The sequence below is a fragment of the Sphingopyxis sp. LC81 genome (genome assembly GCF_000756375.1).
Taxonomy (GTDB): domain Bacteria; phylum Pseudomonadota; class Alphaproteobacteria; order Sphingomonadales; family Sphingomonadaceae; genus Sphingopyxis.
On the sequence record NZ_JNFD01000021.1, the window covers coordinates 299,619 to 318,516 of the forward strand.

Here is an 18,898-nt window from a genome sequence, read left to right on the forward strand (position 1 = left end):
TCACATCCGGAACACGCCGAAGCCGCGGTCCTCGACCGGTGCATTCAACGTTGCGGCAAAGGCGAGTCCGAGCACGTCGCGCGTCTGCGCGGGGTCGATGATGCCATCGTCCCAGAGGCGCGCGGTGGCGTGATAGGGATTGCCTTCGTCCTCATATTTCTGGCGGATCGGCGCCTTGAAGGCTTCGGCCTCTTCGGGCGTCCATTTGTCGGCGTCGCGGTGGACGGTCGCGAGCACGCTCGCCGCCTGCTCGCCGCCCATCACGCTGATCCGGCTGTTGGGCCAGCTGAACAGGAAACGGGGCGAATAGGCGCGCCCGCACATGCCGTAATTGCCCGCGCCGAAGCTGCCGCCGATCAGCACGGTGATCTTCGGCACCGTCGCCGTCGCAACCGCGGTCACCAGCTTCGCTCCATGCTTGGCGATGCCCTCGGCCTCATATTTGCCGCCGACCATGAAGCCCGAGATGTTCTGAAGGAAGAGCAGGGGAATGCGCCGTTGCTGCGCCAGCTCGATGAAATGCGCGCCCTTCACCGCGCTCTCGCTGAACAGCACGCCGTTATTCGCGAGAATCGCTACCGGAATGCCCCAGATATGCGCGAAGCCGCAGACGAGCGTACTGCCGTAACTCGCCTTGAACTCGTGAAACTCGCTGCCGTCGACGATGCGCGCGATGACTTCGTGGACGTCGTACGGCGCGCGAACGTCGTCGGGGACGACGCCGTACAGCTCTTCGCCGTCATATTTGGGCGGGCGCGGGGCCTTCATCGGAACTTCGAAGCCCTTGTCCTCGCCCAAATGGCTGACGATGTCGCGGACGATCGTCAGCGCATGCTCGTCATTCTCGGCGAGATGATCGACGACGCCCGATTTCTTCGCATGGAGGTCGCCGCCGCCGAGATCCTCGGCGCTGATCTCTTCGCCCGTCGCCGCCTTCACCAGCGGCGGGCCGGCGAGGAAGATCGTGCCCTGATTGCGCACGATCACCGTCTCGTCGGACATCGCGGGGACATAAGCGCCGCCCGCGGTGCAGCTTCCCATCACGCACGCGATCTGCGGGATGCGCTTCGCCGACATATTCGCCTGGTTGAAGAAGATGCGCCCGAAATGATCGCGGTCGGGAAACACCTGATCCTGATGCGGCAGGTTCGCACCGCCCGAGTCGACGAGGTAGATGCAGGGCAGGCGGTTCGCCTCGGCAATCTCCTGCGCGCGGAGATGCTTCTTGACCGTCATCGGGTAATAGGTGCCGCCCTTCACCGTGGCGTCGTTGCACACGATCATGCACTGGCGCCCCGACACGCGTCCGATCCCGCAGATCAGCCCTGCGCCGGGCACCTCGCCATGGTACAGGTCGTTCGCCGCCAGCTGCCCGATTTCGAGGAAGGGCGCGCCCGGATCGAGCAGCCGCTCGACACGCTCGCGCGGGAGCAATTTTCCGCGGCTTGTGTGCCGCTCGCGCGATTTCTCGTTGCCGCCGAGCGCCGCTTCGGCGACCGCCGTCCGCAGCGCGTCGGTCAGCGCGCGATTATGCGCGCTGCGGGTGCGATATTCGTCGCTGTCCGCGTTGATGCTGGTGCCAAGAACCGGTGCGCTCACTGTACAGTCTCTCCCTGAAATCGGTTCGGAACTAACCCGTCGCTCGTCGATTGAAAAGCGCAGCAGGCCGAAAATGGTTGGTATTGTAACCGGATTTTCCGACGCGTCGGCCGCCTGCCTATCCGTGACAAAATAAGGTCATTTCCATGAAAAAAGCTGTCTTTGCCGTTCTTCTGTCCACCGCCGCGATTCTCGCGGGACCCGTCGCGTGTAGCAGCGGCAAGGACAGCTCCGCCGCCTACACCGTCGGCACCGAAATCGGGATCAGCAAAGCCGCGATGGACACCGCCGCGAAGCCCGGCGACGACTTTTACGCCTATGCCAACGGCAATTGGGACAAGACGACCGAAATCCCCGCCGACCGCTCGTCGATCGGTGGTTTTTACGTGGCGCAGCTCGAAACCGAAAAGCGCAATCGCGAACTCATCGATGCGATCGTCAGGGGCGACGCCGCCGCCGATACCAACGAAGGCCGCATCGCCGCTTTCTACAAGGCTTACACCGACACCAAGGCGATCGATGCCGCGGGCATGAAGCCCGTCGCCGCCGACCTCGCGCGCTTTGCCGCGATCACCGACAAGGCCGCGCTGTCGAAGGTCCTCGGCGAACAGCTCCGCGCCGATGTCGACCCCTTGAACGCGACCGATTTCGGTACCGAGAACCTCTTCGGCGTCTTCGTGACGCAGGGTCTCGCGACCCCGGGCGAAGTCATTCCCTATCTGCTGCAGGGCGGGCTCGGCATGCCCGAGCGTGAATATTATCTGTCGGTCGACCCCAAGATGGCGAGCATCCGCACGGCGTACCAGGCCTATATCGCCAAGCTGCTGACCGCCGCGGGGCAGAGCGACGCCGCCGCGAAGGCGAAGCGCATCTACGATCTCGAGGTCAAGATCGCGAAGGCCCACGCGACGCGCGAGCAGAGCGAGGATTTCACCAAGTCGGCCGATGTCTGGGCGAAGGCCGATTTCGCCAAGAAGGCGCCGGGGATCGACTGGCCCGCGTTCATGAGCGCCGCGAAGCTCGACGGCGCAGCCAAGTTCGGCGCCTATCACGCGAACGCGATCACCGGCCTGTCGGCGCTCGTCGCGTCCGAGCCGCTCGACGCATGGAAGGACTGGCTCGCCTTCCACCAGATCAACAGCCACGCCGACGTGCTGCCGAGCGCGATCGATGGCGCGCACTTCACCTTCTATGGCACGACGATGGCGGGCACGCCGCAGCAGCGCAGCCGTGACAAGCGGGCACTCGACGCGCTCGACACCTATCTCGGCGATGCGGTGGGCAAAGCCTATGCCGACAAATATTTCCCCGCCTCTGCAAAAGCGGAGGTCGGCGACATGGTGAAGAACATCAAGGCGGCGTTCGCGACGCGCGTGAACACGATCGACTGGATGGCGCCCGAAACCAAGAAGGAAGCGATCAAGAAGGTCGAAACGATCGCGGTGGGCGTAGGCTACCCCGACAGCTGGCGCGATTATGGCAGCTACACCGTCAGCGCGAATGCCTATGCGAACGAGGTTGCGGGACAGCAGGCCGAATATGCGCACCAGCTCGCCAAGATCGGCAAACCGATGGAGAAGGGCGAGTGGTGGATGGTCCCGCAGACGGTAAACGCGGTGAACCTGCCGGTCCAGAACGCGCTGAACTTCCCCGCCGCAATCCTCCAGCCGCCTTTCTTCAACGCCAAGGCCGACCCGGCGTTCAACTATGGCGCGATCGGCGCGGTGATCGGCCACGAGATCAGCCACAGCTTCGACAATAATGGCGCGGCGTTCGATTCGACCGGCGCGCTGCGCAACTGGTGGACCCCGGCGGATCTGGCGAAGTTCAACGCCGCGGGCGACGCGCTCGCGGCGCAGTTCGACACGTACAAGCCGTTCCCCGATCTCGCGGTCAACGGCAAGCTGACGCTGGGCGAAAATATCGCCGACGTTGCGGGCCTGCAGGCGTCGTACGACGCGTACCGCGCCTCGCTCGGCGGCAAGGAAGCGCCGGTGATCGACGGCTTCACCGGCGATCAGCGCTTCTTCATCGCCTTCGCGCAGACCTGGGCGACCAAGATGCGCGCCGAGGCGCTGCGCGCGCGCGTCGCGACCGACGGCCATGCACCGGGCATGTACCGTGCGCTGACGGTGCGCAACCTCGACGCCTGGTACAAGGCATTCAACGTCCAGCCGACCGACAAGCTGTACCTCGCGCCCGACAAGCGCGTCCGCGTCTGGGGTTGATATCGGGGCAGGGCGGGGCGTCATTTCGCCTCGCCCTCACCGGACGGCGCTCCGGGCTTTTCCTTCAGGATCAGGTAGCGATAGACGCCTATCGCGTTGATGATCAGCAGCGCCATATTCTGCCACCCGATGCCTTCGCTGTCGGGCTGCAGGAACCCCCATGCGATCAGAGCGATGCTGCTCGTCACGAAGACGACGAACGCCCAGCCGGTCCAGCGCCGCCCCAGATTGAGCGACACGACCAGCGCCGCGAGCGTCGCCGCGCCCGCGCCATAATATTGCAGGGCGGTGAGCACCGTATCGCTCATCGCGGCTCGACGAGATTGCTGACTTCGACAAGATTGCCGTCGGGATCGTGGAAATAGAGCGAGTCGATCGTTCCGGTCGCGCCATCGCGCAATCCCGCGTCGATGATCGCGACGCCCAGCGCTTCCAGATGTGTGCGCCACTCGGCAACCGGCGTATCGCTGAGCAGGCAGAAATTGCCGCTGCCCGGCACCGTGTCGCGCGCGATGGCTGGGCTGGTCGCGGCATCCTGAAGGCTGATTTTGTTCGCGCCGAACTGCAGCGAATATTTGCCCGGTCGCTCCTCGCGTGCAGTCATGCCGAGCACGCGTTCATAGAAGGCGCACGTCGCCGCGACGTCGCGGACGCACAGGACAATATGGTCGAAACCGGCGACGCGAAACCCGCTCATCGCTCGCTCGCCGTCGCGCCATGGACATATTCGAGCTTCAGCCCGTCGGGGTCGGCAAAGAAGACCGCGTAATAGGTCGGACCATAGCGCGGATAATCGGCGGGCGCGTCGAGGATCGTCGCGCCAATCTCCAGCAACAGCGCGTACAGCCGGTCGACATCCTCGCGGCTGTCGCTCGTCCACGCCAGATGATGGAGGCCGGGCGAATAGCGGTCGTGCGTTCGCGCGGCGCCGTCGCCGCGCGCTTTCAATATCCCGATCGAATGGAAGGGCTCGCCAATGCGGTCCCAGTCGCTGCCATTATCGTCATCGGCCGAGCGCCGGTAGCCGAGGAAGCCGAGCACACGTTCATAAAAGGCGCGCGAGCGGGCAAGGTCGCCGACCGTCAGGTCGATATGATGGACCAGCCCGCGCGCGCTCATGCGGCCCCCAACAGCGCGAAGACGCCCGAAGCGGTGAGGATGGGCCAGCCGATATGGCGGCCGCGCGTGTAGATCGCGTCGAACAATCCGGTCGCGGTCCACGCCGCGCCGATCAGCAGGATCAGTTCGCGCGGCGTCCCCGGCCAGACGACCGAGGCGGCCGACACCAGCATTAGCAGCGACAGCGCGTGCCACGCGAGGCGAAACACCCTGCGCGCGAGATCGACGCCCATGATGCCTTGATCGAGCATCATCAGCGGTCCAATCAACCGTCGTTCGCCCAGAGCGCCATGCACAATGGCCGTCGTCACCATGAAGGCGGCCGACAGCCACAGCCAGATCACGCGCCGGCGCCGATCAGTTCGCGGCCGATCAACATGCGCCGGATCTCGTTCGTGCCCGCGCCGATGTCGAGCAGCTTGGCGTCGCGCCAGTAACGCTCGACCGGCCAGTCCTTGGTATAGCCCGCGCCGCCCAGCGCCTGGATCGCTTCGCCTGCGACCTTCACGGCATTCTCACTCGCCAGCAGGATGCAGCCCGCGGCGTCGAAGCGCGTCGTCTGCCCCGCATCGCACGCCTTCGCGACATTATAGACGTACGAACGCGCTGTCTGGAGCATGACATACATGTCGGCGACCTTCGCCTGCATCAGCTGGAACGAACCGATCGGCTTGCCGAACTGCTTACGCTCGCGCACGTAAGGAATGACGGTGTCGAGGCACGCCTGCATAATGCCGAGCTGCAGCCCCGCGAGCACGACGCGCTCATAATCGAGCCCCGACATCAGCACGCCGACGCCGCCATTCTCGGGGCCCATGACCTGTTCCTCGGACACTTCGCAATCGGTGAAGACCAGTTCGGCGGTCGGCGAGCCGCGCATGCCGACCTTATCGATCTTCTGCCCGATGCTGAACCCCGGCATGTCCTTTTCGATCAGGAAGGCGGTGATCCCGCGCGATCCCGCCTCGGGGCTCGTCTTCGCATAGACGACCAGCGTGTCGGCGTGCGTCGCGTTGGTGATCCAGAATTTGGTGCCATTGAGGACGTATCCGCTGCCCTTGCGCTCGGCCTTCAGCTTCATCGACACGACATCGCTGCCCGCGCCGGCTTCGGACATCGCCAGGCTGCCGACATGCTCGCCGCTGATCAGCTTGGGGAGATATTTCGCCTTCTGTTCGGCGTTGCCCCAACGGCGGATCTGGTTGACGCAGAGGTTCGAATGCGCGCCATAAGAGAGGCCGATCGCGCCCGATGCGCGGCTGACTTCCTCGACCGCGATTACATGTTCGAGATAGCCGAGGCCCAGGCCGCCAAACTCTTCCTCGACGGTGATGCCGTGCAGCCCGAGGTCACCCATCTGTGTCCACAATTCGTCGCGCGGGAACCAGTCGTCGGCATCGGCCTTGGCGGCGAGCGGCGCGATCTGTTCGTCGGCGAAGCGGGCGGTGGTGTCGCGGATCATGTCGGCGGTTTCGCCGAGCGCGAAATCGAAATCGGGGGTGGCGCGCATGGATTACCTATCGATCGAGGGGGCAGGACTGCGCGCGATAGTGCATCAAAATATCAGCATAGGGAAATTGAAACGAGGCGAGGTTTGGCATAAGGAAAATTTATGATAAAGCGCACGCATATCCGCCAGTTCCTCGCCGTCGTCGATGCCGGCAGCTTTACGCAGGCGGCGCTGCGCATCCGTGTCACCCAGCCGGCACTGTCGACGGGCATCGCCGAACTCGAAAAGCTCGTCGGCACGCCGCTGTTCATCCGCAACCGCCGCCAGATCCGGCTGACCGAGGCGGGCGGGCGCTTCCTGCCGATCGCGCGCGATCTCGAACGCGGCTTTCGCGCCGCCGACAGTTTCGGCCGCGAGAGCGACCGCCGCGCGAGCGAACTCAAGCTCGGCGTGATCCGCTCGGCACCCGCCGAATTGCTGCAGGCAATCGCCGCAGCGTTGCGGCCGGGGTTCGCGATCGAGCTCGTCGAAAACAGCGACTCCGAACTCCGCGCCGCACTCGGCAGCGGCCGCATCAACATGGCGCTCGTCCCGCTGCGGACGGGCGAGCGCGGCGATCATGTGATGCCGCTCTTTGAAGAGCCGCTTGCCATGTTCATCGCGTCGGACCACCCGCTCGCAGGACGCATCGAGGTCGGCCCGGAGGAACTCGCCGCCGAAACGATGATCGCGCGCCGCGCGTGCGAATTCCTCGATGCGACCAGCCGCTTCTTCACGCGCCACGGCGTCCGCCCGCGCTTCGCGCTGCGCAGCGAAAGCGACGAGCGTTGCCTGCGCATGGTCGCCGCGGGGATCGGCATCACCACCGCGCCCGTCTCGCTCGCGATCGACGGCATCGTGCCGCTGAAGGTCGCGGGCTATGATTTCCGCCGCGAACTCGGGCTGATCGCCGACCCCGCGTGGCGCACGCTCCCCGAAATCGCTCCGCGACTGGATCATGCACTCGAAACGATCGGCGCGATCGCGGCCGAGTGGCGTCAGATGAAGGTCGATACCGCCGCATGACCCGTACCCCCAAGTCTGGCTTGCAGCGTCGAAAGGCCATAACGTTTGCCCCCTCGCATCCCGCAGCGGTACGGCGGCATCCGTTAACCCGTCCGTTTGGACGTATGACTAGATGAAAAATATCCTATTCCGCTCTCCACGGCGGAAGCGCGAGGAGGCGAGTTTGTTGTCGTCTGAATTACAGACAAGATCACTGGAGCTGACCCATCTCGACCGGCTCGAGGCCGAGAGCATCCACATCATGCGCGAAGTGATGGCCGACGCGGTAAAGCCCGTGATGCTGTACAGTGTGGGCAAGGACAGCGCCGTCATGCTGCATCTCGCGCGCAAGGCTTTCTACCCCTCGCCGCCGCCGTTCCCGCTGCTTCATGTCGACACGACATGGAAGTTTCAGGCGATGTACGAACTGCGTGACCGCATGGCACGCGAGAGCGGGATGGAACTGCTCGTCTATCAGAACCCCGAGGCCAAGGAGCGCGGGATCAACCCGTTCGATCATGGTCCGCTCCATACCGACATGTGGAAGACCGAGGGGCTGAAGCAGGCGCTCGATCTCCACGGCTTCGACGTCGCCTTCGGCGGCGCGCGGCGCGACGAGGAAAAGAGCCGCGCCAAGGAGCGCATCTTCTCCTTCCGCACCGCGACCCACGGCTGGGACCCGAAGAAGCAGCGGCCCGAGCTCTGGAACCTCTACAATGCGCGCAAGGCGAAGGGCGAAAGCATCCGCGTCTTCCCGATCTCGAACTGGACCGAGCTCGACATCTGGCAGTATATTGCGCGCGAAAATATCCCGATCGTCCCACTCTATTTCGCGGCGCCGCGCCCGACCGTCGAGCGCGACGGGCTGTTGCTAATGGTCGACGACGACCGCTTTCCCTTGCTGCCGGGCGAGACGCCCGTCGAACGCTCGGTCCGCTTCCGCACCCTAGGCTGCTACCCGCTCACCGGCGCGGTCGAGAGCGAGGCGAGCACGCTGTCCGAGGTGATCCAGGAAATGCTGCTCACCACCACCAGCGAACGGCAGGGGCGCATCATCGACAAGGATGGTGGTGACGCGTCGATGGAGAAGAAGAAGCAGGAGGGGTATTTCTGATGACCGATCCTGTTTACGTCACCGACGCCCTCATCGCGGAGGATATCGACGCCTATCTCGAACAGCATCAGCAGAAATCGCTGCTTCGCTTCATCACCTGCGGATCGGTCGACGACGGCAAATCGACGCTGATCGGCCGCCTGCTCTATGACTCGAAGATGATCTTCGAGGATCAGCTCGCCGCGCTCGAAGCCGACAGCAAACGCGTCGGCACGCAGGGGCAGGAGATCGACTTTGCCTTGCTCGTCGACGGCCTCGCCGCCGAACGCGAGCAGGGGATCACGATCGACGTCGCCTACCGCTTTTTCACCACCGAAAAGCGCAAGTTCATCGTCGCCGACACCCCCGGCCACGAGCAGTACACGCGCAACATGGTCACCGGCGCCTCGACCGCCGACCTCGCGGTGATCCTGATCGACGCGCGCAAGGGCGTGCTGACGCAAACGCGCCGCCACAGCTTCCTCGCGCACCTGATCGGCATCAAGCATATCGTGCTCGCGGTGAACAAGATGGACCTCGTCGGCTACGACAAGACCGTTTTCGACCGCATCACGCTGGCGTACCGGGCGTTTGCGAGCGAGATCGGCATCACCAATTTCACCGCGATCCCGATCTCGGGCTTCAAGGGCGACAATATCACCGCGCTCTCGGACAACACCCCATGGTTCAAGGGACCCGCGCTGATCGAGCATCTCGAAAATGTCGAGATCGGCGCCGCCGCGGACGAGGCGAAGCCGTTTCGCTTGCCGGTGCAATGGGTCAACCGCCCGAACCTCGATTTTCGCGGCTTCTCGGGCCAGCTTGCGAGCGGCAAGGTCAGGCCCGGCGATGCCGTGCGCATCCTGCCCAGCGGCAAGACCACGACGGTCGACCGAATCGTCACCCTTGACGGCGATCTCGACGAAGCCGTCGCAGGCCAGTCGGTCACGCTGACGCTTGCCGACGAGGTCGACTGCTCGCGCGGCGATGTCATCGCGGCAGCGGACAACCCGCCCGAGGCGGCCGACCAGTTCGAGGCGACTTTGGTGTGGATGGCCGACGAGGCGATGATCGCGGGCCGCGCCTATTGGCTCAAGCTCGCGACGCAGAGCGTTTCGGCGACGATCCAGCAACCGAAATACGAGATCAACGTCAACACGCTCGACCATCTCGCCGCGAAGACGCTCGAACTCAATGGCATCGGCGTCGTCGAACTGTCGACCGACAAGCCGATCACCTTCGAGGCCTATGGTGATAACCGCACGCTGGGCGGCTTCATCCTGATCGACAAATTGACCAACGCGACCGTCGCGGCGGGCATGCTGCACTTCAGCCTCCGCCGCGCGCAGAATGTCCATTGGCAGGCGACCGACATCAGCCGCGACATGCGTGCGAACCTCAAGAACCAGCGCCCCGCGCTGCTCTGGTTCACCGGCCTGTCGGGGTCGGGCAAATCGACGATCGCGAACCTCGTCGAAAAGAAGCTGCACCGGATGAACCGGCACAGCTTCCTGCTCGACGGCGACAATGTCCGCCACGGGCTCAACCGCGATCTCGGCTTTACTGAGGCCGACCGGATCGAGAATATCCGCCGCGTCGGCGAAGTCGCGAAGCTGATGAGCGACGCCGGCCTCATCGTCATCACCGCCTTCATCTCGCCCTTCCGCGCCGAGCGTGAAATGGTGCGCAGCATGTTGCCCGAGGGCGAGTTCATCGAAGTCTTCATCGACACACCGCTGGCGGATGCGGAGCGCCGCGACGTCAAGGGCCTCTACAAAAAGGCGCGCACCGGACAGCTCAAGAATTTCACCGGCATCGACAGCCCCTATGAGGCACCAGAGAGTCCCGAAATTCGCATCGACACGACGGCGATGACGCCCGAAGAGGCGGCGGACCTGATCATCGATCGCTTGTTGGGATGAGGGCATTGGGCGTGGGGGAAACGGACGAACAACTGGCCGAACGGCTCGCAACCGCCGCGGGCGCGATCCTGCTCGACCTGCGCGAGCAGGGCGGTCTCGAAGGCAAGGCGCTGGGGAAGGCCGGTGACGAGCAGGCCAACGCCATGCTCTGCCGCGAAATCCGCACCGCACGCCCCGCCGATGCGCTCCTCTCCGAAGAGGAAAAGGACAATGTTGCGCGCTGCGGCCAATCGCGCGTCTGGATCGTCGACCCGCTCGACGGCACGCGCGAATATGGCGAGGGCCGCGACGATTGGGCGGTGCATGTTGCGCTCGCCGTCGACGGTGTCGCGGCGGTCGGCGCGGTTGCGTTGCCGGGACTCGATCTTACGCTGACCTCGGGTGCGCCCACGTCGCTCCGGCCTGCGAACCAGCCACTCAAAATGCTCGTCAGCCGCACGCGCCCTGCCGCCGAAGCGGTGTTCGTCGCAGAACGTCTCGGGGCGGACCTGCTCGCGATGGGTTCGGCAGGCGCGAAGGCGATGGCGGTCGTGCGCGGCGAGGCCGACATCTATCTCCACACGGGCGGCCAATATGAATGGGACAATTGCGCCCCCGTTGCGGTGGCGCAGGCGGCAGGCCTGCACGTCAGCCGGGTCGATGGCTCGCCAATCCGTTATAACAATGCGGACACTTATCTGCCCGACCTGCTGATCTGTCGGAAGGAGCTTGCCGCGGATGTGCTGCGCCTTGCCGCGGAATATAGCCCGGCCTGAAATTTCCTCCCCCTTGATGGGGGAGGCAGCGAGACTTGCCAGCTTGCTGGTTAGTCGCAGCGGTAGGGGTGTGGTCTCGGCCTGAGGCGACCGTTTAAGGACGCGCCGTCACCCCCATCCAACTTCGCCTAACCGCTTCGCGGCAAGGCTTCGTATCCTTCCCCCATCGAGGGGGAAGGTTCGTGATTGCCAGCTTCGGCTCAACATCCTAATCCGTTGCATCAAGAAACCGAAAAGCGACGGGAGATGCGCGATGACCGACCTGCCTGAAACCAACCTTACCATGCTGACGCTCGTGAAGCCCGAAGGGCAGCTCGAAGTGTCGCTTGAGCGCCGCCCGATGCCGACGCCGAAGCCACACGAGGTGCTGGTGAAGGTGCTCGCTGCGCCGATCAACCCGTCGGACCTCGGCCTGCTGTTCGGCGGCGCCGACATGTCGACCGCGCGTGCATCGACCAGGGACGGCCAGCCGCTGATCACCGCCGACGTTCCGCCCGCGGGCATGCGCGCGATGGGCGGGCGCATCGGCGATGCGCTGGCGATCGGCAACGAAGGCTGCGGTACCGTCGTCGCGGCAGGAGACACGCCCGAGGCGCAGGCGCTGCTCGGCAAGACCGTCGCGCTGCTCGGCGGCGAGATGTACGCCGAATATCGCTGCCTGCCGGTGCAGATGGTGATGCCGCTGCCCGACGGCACCGATCCCGCCGATGGCGCCTCCTGCTTCGTCAATCCGCTGACCTCGCTCGCGTTCACCGAAACGATGCGGATGGAGAACCACAGCGCGATCGTCCACACCGCGGCTGCATCGAACCTCGGCCAGATGCTCGTCAAGATTTGCGCCAAGGACGGCATCCCGCTCGTCAACATCGTGCGCAGCGACGCGCAGGTCGAAATCCTGAAGGGCATCGGCGCGAAATATATCGTCAACAGCAGCGCCGACGATTTCATGGAGCGACTGGTCGACGCGATCGTCGAGACCGGCGCGACGATCGGCTTCGACGCGACCGGCGGCGGCAAGCTCGCCGGCCAGATCCTGACCGCGATGGAAGCCGCGGCGGTCAAGCGCATGACCACCTACAGCCGCTACGGCTCGGACACGTTCAAGCAGGTCTATATCTACGGCGCGCTCGACCTTTCGCCGACGACCTTCTCGGCGCGCAGCTTCGGCCTGACCTGGGCGCTCGGCGGCTTTCTGCTGACGCCGTTCATGGCGAAGGCGGGCATGGAAACCGTCGGCCGGATGCGGAAACGCGTCGTCGATGAACTCACAACGACCTTCAAGAGCCACTACAGTCACGAAATCTCGCTGACCGAGGCGCTGAATGTCGATACGGCGCAGGCGTATAATGCGAAGCGCACGGGCGAGAAATATCTGATCAAGCCGCACGGCTGATCGAGAAAAAGCCTGTCCTACAATGTCGGGTTATGTTCCATCCTGATGGATGGAGCCCAGCGGATCATATCATTGCTCTTCAACCTGGTCCCCCGACGAAAGCCGGGGCCCGCAACGGAGCGCGGGCTTAAAGCCACAAAAGTCACAATTCGCATGCGTGCAAGCGGGGCTTTTGTGGCTTTATCGCCGAACGAAGTGCGATTTCAGAGTGAAGTTCGGCGGAATTCCGCCATTTCCCGAATCAGCGTTTCATGCACTGGCGCACGTCGTCGCGCTTATACTCGCTGCAATTCCACAGCGCCTTTTCGAACCCGGCCTTGTCGTCGCGGAGGTAGGAGAAGGTCATCGCGGCGCGCTGCGTGTCGCTCATCGCATCGCTGTCGGGTTTCAATACCGGGTTGGTCCAGCCCATGAACTTGCAATAGGGCTTGTCGCCGCACAGCCGCAGCGCCGTGGTGACGAAGCTCTCGGGCGCGGCCTTGCGGTCGAGCTGGGTATAGATGGTATCGCGGCCCGCGCTCTCGCCCGCGCCGGCGACGACGCGCGCTTCGCCGACCGCGGCATTGGCATCGACCCCGGCGAGTTCGACCGGCAACCCCAGCGCGATCGCGTGCAGCGGCGATATCGCCGCGAGCTTCGCCACCGGACCGTCGCTTCCCGACACGGCTCCGCGGAACGCGCCCGGGGTGCCCCAATAGCCCGGCCAGCGAAAAAACAGGTGCGTGTCGACGATCGCGATCTTCTCGAGGCTGTCGCTCCAATAGGGGCGGACCCAGTCGGTGTGATAATGGGTGGCAAGGCCGACGGGCGGATAGGTTCCACCCGCCAGCATCATGTCGGCATTATTACGCGCGCGCTGCCACGCCGCGTCCGAATAGCGGCGGCTCAATGCCCCGTCGCAGGTAAAGGTGAACTGGCATCCGGTTGTGCGTTCAGAGCCCTGGAATACGACGCCGCAGACCGACTTGGGGAAGGCCGGATGGCGCGCGCGATTGATCACGACCTGGCCGACCGCCTGCTGTCCCTTGGCATCGTCGCCCGCCTCATAGATCATCGCGGCGGCAAGGCAGTCGCGGGCGCGCGCTTTCGCGTCGCCGCCGCCGGCATAAACGAAGGGTCGCGCCGCGACGAAGCCCTTGGTGACCAGCGCGACCTCGGCGTTCTGCGTCCGCGCATCGTCCTCGGTGACCGGTGCAAGTACCATCGGCTGGACTTCGGGGACGATGTCGGCGGGCGGTGCGACCGGTTGCCGATGCACCGCACGCTTTTCAGTGTCGGTCGAATGGCTTGCATAGAGCACCGCCACCACCGCCGCGACCGCGATCAGGACGAACAGCCAGCCCGTCCAGTCGCGCCGCGAAGGCAACGCCGTTTGGTCGTCTTGGGGCTGCACGAGCGGTCCTCAGATCTCCGGGAGGAAATCGGGAACCGACAGATAACGCTCGCCGGTGTCGTAGTTGAAGCCGAGCACGCGGCTGCCCGCGGGAAGCTCGGCAAGCTTCTGCGCGATTGCTGCAAGGGTGGCGCCCGACGAGATGCCGACGAGCATGCCTTCCTCGGTCGCGGCGCGGCGCGCGAAATCCTTCGCGGCGGCGGCATCGACCTTGATCACGCCGTCGAGCAGGTCGGTGTGCAGGTTGCGCGGGATGAAGCCGGCGCCGATGCCCTGGATCGGGTGCGGCGCGGGCTGGCCGCCCGAAATGACCGGCGAGGCTTCGGGCTCGACCGCATAGACCTTCAGATTCGGCCAATGCCCTTTCAGGAACTGCGCAACGCCGGTGATATGGCCGCCGGTGCCGACGCCGGTGATCAGCACATCGATCGGGCTATCCTTGAAATCGGCGAGGATTTCGGGGCCCGTGGTGCGGACATGGACGTCGATATTGGCTTCATTTTCGAACTGCTGCGGCATCCACGCGCCGGGGGTCGTTTCGACCAGTTCGATCGCGCGCTCGATCGCGCCCTTCATGCCCTTTTCGCGCGGTGTCAGGTCAAAGGTCGCGCCATAGGCGAGCATCAGGCGGCGGCGTTCGACCGACATGCTTTCGGGCATGACGAGCACGAGCTTGTAGCCCTTGACCGCGGCGGCCATCGCGAGGCCGATGCCGGTGTTACCCGACGTCGGCTCGACGATGGTGCCGCCGGCTTTCAGGCTGCCGTCCCTTTCGGCGGCTTCGATCATGGCCAGGCCGATTCGATCCTTGATCGATCCACCGGGATTGCTGCGTTCCGACTTTACCCAGACTTCGGCGTCGGGGAACAGCTTGGCGACACGGATGTGCGGCGTGTTGCCGATGGTTTCGAGGATCGAATTGGCTTTCATGGTCGGTGCGCTCTTTCCTTGAATTCGAATCGCGGGTCGCGGCGGACACGATTTGGCCAGTCTCCGGCACGCAGCCAGAGTGCCTCGTCCGCCAGCGCCGGCGTGGTCGCGGGTTGTAACGACGCGAGCAGATACTGTCCATAAGGCCAGTCCGCGATGCCCGAGTCCGCGTTGATATGGCCGAATGGTCCGGCGTTGACGAAGCGCGCATCCCAGTGCCGCGACAGCCTCCAGACATAGGAGGTTTTAGCATAAGGATCATCATCGCTGGCCACGACGATCATCGGCGTCTGTGACGAAAGCGGAGGCGAGTCGGTAAAGCTTTCGACCCGCTTGTCGCGCCTGAGCTGCGTCAGGTCGGGCGGCGCGACGAGCAGCGCGCCAGCAATGCGGTCGCGCGCGACGCTGCTGGCGGCGGCGAACCAATGGGCAAAGGCATGGCAGCCAAGGCTGTGTGCCGCAACGAGGACGGGTTCATGTTCGGCATCGATTGCGGCGGCAATCTTCTCGACCCATTCGTCCTTTACCGGCGCGTCCCAGCCGCCGAGTTCGATTCGCTCGCAGCGGGCGAAGCTTCGTTCCCACAGGCTTTGCCAATGGGTCGGGCCGCTATTGTAGAGTCCCGGAATGGTTAGGATTTTGTGGCGGATATTCGAATTGTGCATGGCGGTCACTCCATCGGGGGAGAGAGGGGAAACCGCGGTGACGGGTGAACTCTATTTAACTCAACTGATTAAATTGACAATATGCTTTTGACGAAATGAGCGCGAGGAGCGGCGAACGGTTCCATCTTATCCGTTGGTCTGCCTGAATTGCGGCTCGAACGTCCGCGCACGTCGCAGTTCGGGAAATATCCAGGCCCAGAGCGCGGTCACACCGACCGCCGCGGCGCCGCCTATGACAACCGCGCTGACGGGACCAAGCGCGGCCGCCATAGCCCCGGCGCGCATCTCGCCGAGCTCGTTCGAGGCGGAAATCGCAAGCCCCGACGCGGCGCTGACCCGGCCGCGCATATGGTCGGGGGTGTTGAGCTGGATCAGCGTGCCGCGCACAAAGACCGAGAACATGTCGGCGGCGCCCATGAGCACGAGCACGCCGAGCGACAGGATGAGGTTGGTCGAGAGGCCGAAGGCGACGGTCCCGGCGCCGAACACCGCGACCGCCCACAGCATCTTCACCCCGACGTTACGCTCGATCGGACGGATAGCGAGGCCCACCGCAACGCCAACCGATCCAAAGGCGACGGCGGCGCGCATCAATCCGGCACCTTCGGGTCCGGCGTGCAAGATATCGCGAGCGAACACCGGGAACATCGCGGTCGCGCCCGCCAGCAGGACGGCGAACAGGTCGAGCGTGATCGTCCCGAGCAGGAAGCGTTCGACCCACACGAAGCGCAGCCCGTCGACCATCTCGCGTAGCGGATGGCGGCGGACTTCGGCGGGCGGAGGCTGGACCCGCCGCACGCGGCTGAGGGTGAAGGCTGATATGGCAAGGAGGATGGCCGAGAAGACGTACACCGCGCCCGGATGCGCGGCATAGATGAGGCCGCCTGCCGCCGGGCCGATCACCGACGCCGACTGCCAGGCGATGCTGCTCATCGCGATCGCACGCGGGAGCACCGCGGGCGGGACGATATTGGGCGCGATCGCGCTCATCGCCGGCCCCGAAAAGACGCGCGCGACGCCGTGGAGCGCGGCGAGGGTGAAGAGCAACGGCAGCGTCAACTGGTCGTGCCAGGTGAACCAGCCGAGCGTGGCGGCAATGAGAAGATCGATGAGGTTCGAAAAGATCGCGACGCTGCGCCGTTCGAACCGGTCGGCCGCCCAGCCGGCGACAGGCGTCAGGATGGCGAGCGGAACGAACTGGAAGAGGCCAAGCAGCCCGAGCTGGAACGACGCTTCCTTGATCGACATGCCATAGTCGGTGCGGGCGGTATCGTAGAGCTGGTAGCCAATCACGACGACCATCGCGATTGTCGCCATCACCGCTGTGAAGCGCGCGAGCCAGAAATAGCGAAAATCGGGAAAGCTGAGTGGGGAGGGGGCTTTGGGCGTTGCTTCCGGCATGACCGGCTCTTCGCCTTCGGGGGGAGGGATCGTCGCCATTGAAGACCGCCGTAGCCCGCTTTTCGGGACTGTCCAGATGGCATAGCTTTGCCGTTCGTCGATTATCGGATGCCATTGATCGGGGCCGCTGGCAGAAGCGCCCCACAGGAGTCAGGGAGATACTCGAATGAAAAACAAACTTGCCCGCTTCAGCGGCGCGGCAATGGCCGCGACACTGCTGGTTCTCACCGCATGCAACGCATCCGACAACAAGTCGGCGACCGCGCCGAGCGCGAAGAACTGGACCGAATTCCGCGATAATTTCCTGAAGGGCTATTTCCCGCTCAATCCGAATTTCGCAGTCTATCAGGGCAAGCATGAATTCGACGGCCAACTGCCCGACTGGTCGCCCGAGGGACTCGAAAAGCAGGCCGCCTATCTCGAAAAGGCCATTGCTGATGCCAAGGCGTTCGACGGTAAAATGACCGACGCCGAGAAGTTCGAGCGCGACTATCTGGTTCACGTTGCGCAGGGCCAGCTCTTCTTTCTTCGCGATACCGATTTCGCGCAGAAGAACCCGTCCTTCTATACCGGCGCGCTCGACCCCAATGTTTATATCGCGCGGCCTTATGCCGACGCGACGACGCGGATGAAGGCGTTCATCGCCTATGCCGAAAAGGTCCCTGCCGCCGCCGCGCAGATCAAGGCGAATTTGAAGCTGCCGCTGCCCGCGACCTTCGTCAAATATGGCACTGCGGGTTTTGGCGGCTTCGCCGACTATTATAAGGGCGACGCTAAAGCCGCCTTTGCCTCGGTCAAGGACGAGGCGCTGCAGAAGCAGTTCGACGAGGCCGCCGCGAAGGCGGGCGCCGCGATGACCGACCTTGCCAAATATGTCGGTTCGCAGCCGGGCACGACCGATGGCTACGCGCTCGGCGCCGACAAATTCGCGAAGATGATCCTGACCAACGAAGGCGTCGACACGCCGCTCGACGAGTTGGAACGCATCGGACAGGCCGACCTCAAGCGCAATCAGGATGCGCTGAAGGCCGCCTGTGCGACTTACGCCGCCGGCATGACGATCGCCGACTGCATGAAGAAGATGAACGCCGACAAGCCCGCCGACGGCCCGGTCGCCGAAGCGCGCCGCCAGCTCCCGACGCTGCGCGCCTTCCTGATCGAAAAGGACATCGTCACGATCCCCGGCACCGAACAGGCGCAGGTCGAGGAATCGCCTCCATACAACCGGCAGAACAGCGCCTATATCGACATCCCGGGGCCATATGAGAAAGGCTTGCCGTCGGTCTATTATATCTCGCCGCCCGATCCGGCGTGGGACAAGCAGACGCAGGCCGATTTCGTGCCAGGCCGCAAAGATCTGATGTTCACCTCGGTCCACGAGGTGTGGCCGGGCCACTTCCTCAACTTCCTTCATTCGAACCGCGCCGAAAGCATCTTTGGCAAGCTGTTCGTCGGCTACGCGTTCGCTGAGGGCTGGGCACATTATACCGAGGAAATGATGTGGGATGCCGGGCTCGGCGAGGGCGACCCCGAAACGCATATCGGCCAGCTGTCGAACGCATTGCTGCGCGATTGCCGCTATCTCTCTGCGATCGGGCTGCACACCAAGGGCATGACCGTCGCCGACTCGGAAAAGCTGTTCAAGGAACAATGCTATCAGGATGAAGGCAACGCGCGGCAGCAGGCGGCGCGCGGCACCTACGATCCCGCCTATCTCAACTATACGATGGGCAAGTTGATGATCCGCAAGCTGCGCGAGGATTGGATCAAGGGCGACAAGACGAAGTGGAAGGCCTTCCACGACGAGTTCCTGTCGTACGGCGGCCCGCCGATCCCGATGGTGCGTGCGGCGATGATGAAGGAAGAGGCGCCGAAAGCGGTCTTCTAAAAAGGTCCGCAAAGGGCG

General features: G+C 64.2%; 17 protein-coding genes. 7 read left to right on the forward strand and 10 right to left on the reverse strand.

Translation table 11 applies throughout. From position 1 onward, the window contains the following. Complete coding sequence (locus FG91_RS11830) at positions 1-1,599, reverse strand: carboxyl transferase domain-containing protein (RefSeq protein WP_037515146.1); 1,599 nt, start codon at positions 1,597-1,599, stop codon at positions 1-3. A 146-nt stretch (positions 1,600-1,745) separates the two neighbouring features. Here FG91_RS11830 and FG91_RS11835 point away from each other — a divergent pair, with 146 nt between their 5' ends. After that, on the forward strand, positions 1,746-3,827 hold the full coding sequence (locus FG91_RS11835; RefSeq protein ID WP_037515147.1) for a M13 family metallopeptidase: 2,082 nt from the start codon (positions 1,746-1,748) through the stop codon (positions 3,825-3,827). 20 nt (positions 3,828-3,847) lie between these two features. Here FG91_RS11835 and FG91_RS11840 read toward each other — a convergent pair whose 3' ends face one another. The 5 genes from FG91_RS11840 to FG91_RS11860 are packed head-to-tail and all read right to left on the reverse strand — an operon-like array spanning position 3,848 to position 6,456. Further along, on the reverse strand, positions 3,848-4,135 hold the full coding sequence (locus FG91_RS11840; RefSeq protein ID WP_037515148.1) for a hypothetical protein: 288 nt from the start codon (positions 4,133-4,135) through the stop codon (positions 3,848-3,850). Next, a complete protein-coding gene (locus tag FG91_RS11845; protein ID WP_037515151.1) occupies positions 4,132-4,524 on the reverse strand; it encodes a VOC family protein in 393 nt (130 codons plus the stop codon). Before FG91_RS11845 ends, FG91_RS11840 begins: the two co-directional genes overlap by 4 nt. Next, positions 4,521-4,946, reverse strand: coding sequence for a VOC family protein (locus tag FG91_RS11850; RefSeq protein ID WP_037515152.1), 426 nt, complete (start codon positions 4,944-4,946; stop codon positions 4,521-4,523). The genes FG91_RS11845 and FG91_RS11850 overlap by 4 nt, the downstream gene beginning before the upstream one ends. Further along, a complete protein-coding gene (locus tag FG91_RS11855; RefSeq protein WP_037515153.1) occupies positions 4,943-5,290 on the reverse strand; it encodes a hypothetical protein in 348 nt (115 codons plus the stop codon). The genes FG91_RS11850 and FG91_RS11855 overlap by 4 nt, the downstream gene beginning before the upstream one ends. Further along, positions 5,287-6,456, reverse strand: coding sequence for an isovaleryl-CoA dehydrogenase (locus tag FG91_RS11860; RefSeq protein ID WP_037515154.1), 1,170 nt, complete (start codon positions 6,454-6,456; stop codon positions 5,287-5,289). The genes FG91_RS11855 and FG91_RS11860 overlap by 4 nt, the downstream gene beginning before the upstream one ends. A gap of 102 nt (positions 6,457-6,558) precedes the next feature. Between FG91_RS11860 and FG91_RS11865 the strand changes: the two genes are divergently transcribed. From FG91_RS11865 to FG91_RS11885, 5 genes are all read left to right on the forward strand, one after another. Continuing rightward, on the forward strand, positions 6,559-7,461 hold the full coding sequence (locus FG91_RS11865; protein ID WP_037515155.1) for a LysR family transcriptional regulator: 903 nt from the start codon (positions 6,559-6,561) through the stop codon (positions 7,459-7,461). Between the two features lie 166 nt (positions 7,462-7,627). Beyond that, positions 7,628-8,554, forward strand: coding sequence for a sulfate adenylyltransferase subunit CysD (gene cysD, locus FG91_RS11870; protein ID WP_037515156.1), 927 nt, complete (start codon positions 7,628-7,630; stop codon positions 8,552-8,554). Then, a complete protein-coding gene (gene cysN, locus FG91_RS11875; RefSeq protein ID WP_037515158.1) occupies positions 8,554-10,455 on the forward strand; it encodes a sulfate adenylyltransferase subunit CysN in 1,902 nt (633 codons plus the stop codon). The genes cysD and cysN overlap by 1 nt, the downstream gene beginning before the upstream one ends. Positions 10,456-10,460: 5 nt before the next feature. After that, the gene (locus tag FG91_RS11880; RefSeq protein ID WP_443027742.1) at positions 10,461-11,210 is read left to right on the forward strand and encodes a 3'(2'),5'-bisphosphate nucleotidase CysQ; all 750 of its coding nucleotides are present in this window, start codon (positions 10,461-10,463) and stop codon (positions 11,208-11,210) included. Positions 11,211-11,463: 253 nt separating this feature from the next. Beyond that, positions 11,464-12,603 (forward strand): zinc-binding dehydrogenase, encoded by a 1,140-nt coding sequence (locus FG91_RS11885; protein WP_037515163.1) that lies wholly within the window; start codon positions 11,464-11,466, stop codon positions 12,601-12,603. A gap of 241 nt (positions 12,604-12,844) precedes the next feature. Here the strand turns inward: FG91_RS11885 and FG91_RS11890 are convergent, their stop codons facing one another. The 4 genes from FG91_RS11890 to FG91_RS11905 all read right to left on the reverse strand — a co-directional run bounded on the left by FG91_RS11890 (position 12,845) and on the right by FG91_RS11905 (position 17,031). Then, on the reverse strand, positions 12,845-13,996 hold the full coding sequence (locus FG91_RS11890) for a cell wall hydrolase (RefSeq protein WP_052187531.1): 1,152 nt from the start codon (positions 13,994-13,996) through the stop codon (positions 12,845-12,847). Positions 13,997-14,005: 9 nt separating this feature from the next. After that, positions 14,006-14,926, reverse strand: coding sequence for a cysteine synthase A (gene cysK, locus FG91_RS11895; protein ID WP_037515164.1), 921 nt, complete (start codon positions 14,924-14,926; stop codon positions 14,006-14,008). Then, on the reverse strand, positions 14,923-15,591 hold the full coding sequence (locus tag FG91_RS11900; protein ID WP_052187532.1) for an RBBP9/YdeN family alpha/beta hydrolase: 669 nt from the start codon (positions 15,589-15,591) through the stop codon (positions 14,923-14,925). The genes cysK and FG91_RS11900 overlap by 4 nt, the downstream gene beginning before the upstream one ends. 126 nt (positions 15,592-15,717) lie before the next feature. Beyond that, positions 15,718-17,031: an MFS transporter gene (locus FG91_RS11905; protein ID WP_081940559.1), complete on the reverse strand. Its 1,314-nt coding sequence runs from the start codon at positions 17,029-17,031 to the stop codon at positions 15,718-15,720. Between the two features lie 127 nt (positions 17,032-17,158). On the opposite strand from FG91_RS11905, the gene FG91_RS11910 reads away from it, so the two are divergent. Further along, positions 17,159-18,880, forward strand: a complete 1,722-nt coding sequence (locus FG91_RS11910; RefSeq protein ID WP_037515166.1) for a DUF885 domain-containing protein — start codon at positions 17,159-17,161, stop codon at positions 18,878-18,880. Positions 18,881-18,898: the final 18 nt, after the last annotated feature.

Coding starts and splice junctions, on each gene's coding strand:
- FG91_RS11835 (WP_037515147.1), top strand. CDS start 1,746: ATGAAAAAAGCTGTCTTTGCCGTTCTTCTGTCCACCGCCGCGATTCTC.
- FG91_RS11840 (WP_037515148.1), bottom strand. CDS start 4,135: ATGAGCGATACGGTGCTCACCGCCCTGCAATATTATGGCGCGGGCGCG.
- FG91_RS11845 (WP_037515151.1), bottom strand. CDS start 4,524: ATGAGCGGGTTTCGCGTCGCCGGTTTCGACCATATTGTCCTGTGCGTC.
- FG91_RS11850 (WP_037515152.1), bottom strand. CDS start 4,946: ATGAGCGCGCGCGGGCTGGTCCATCATATCGACCTGACGGTCGGCGAC.
- FG91_RS11860 (WP_037515154.1), bottom strand. CDS start 6,456: ATGCGCGCCACCCCCGATTTCGATTTCGCGCTCGGCGAAACCGCCGAC.
- FG91_RS11865 (WP_037515155.1), top strand. CDS start 6,559: ATGATAAAGCGCACGCATATCCGCCAGTTCCTCGCCGTCGTCGATGCC.
- cysN (WP_037515158.1), top strand. CDS start 8,554: ATGACCGATCCTGTTTACGTCACCGACGCCCTCATCGCGGAGGATATC.
- FG91_RS11885 (WP_037515163.1), top strand. CDS start 11,464: ATGACCGACCTGCCTGAAACCAACCTTACCATGCTGACGCTCGTGAAG.
- cysK (WP_037515164.1), bottom strand. CDS start 14,926: ATGAAAGCCAATTCGATCCTCGAAACCATCGGCAACACGCCGCACATC.
- FG91_RS11900 (WP_052187532.1), bottom strand. CDS start 15,591: ATGCACAATTCGAATATCCGCCACAAAATCCTAACCATTCCGGGACTC.
- FG91_RS11905 (WP_081940559.1), bottom strand. CDS start 17,031: ATGGCGACGATCCCTCCCCCCGAAGGCGAAGAGCCGGTCATGCCGGAA.
- FG91_RS11910 (WP_037515166.1), top strand. CDS start 17,159: ATGAAAAACAAACTTGCCCGCTTCAGCGGCGCGGCAATGGCCGCGACA.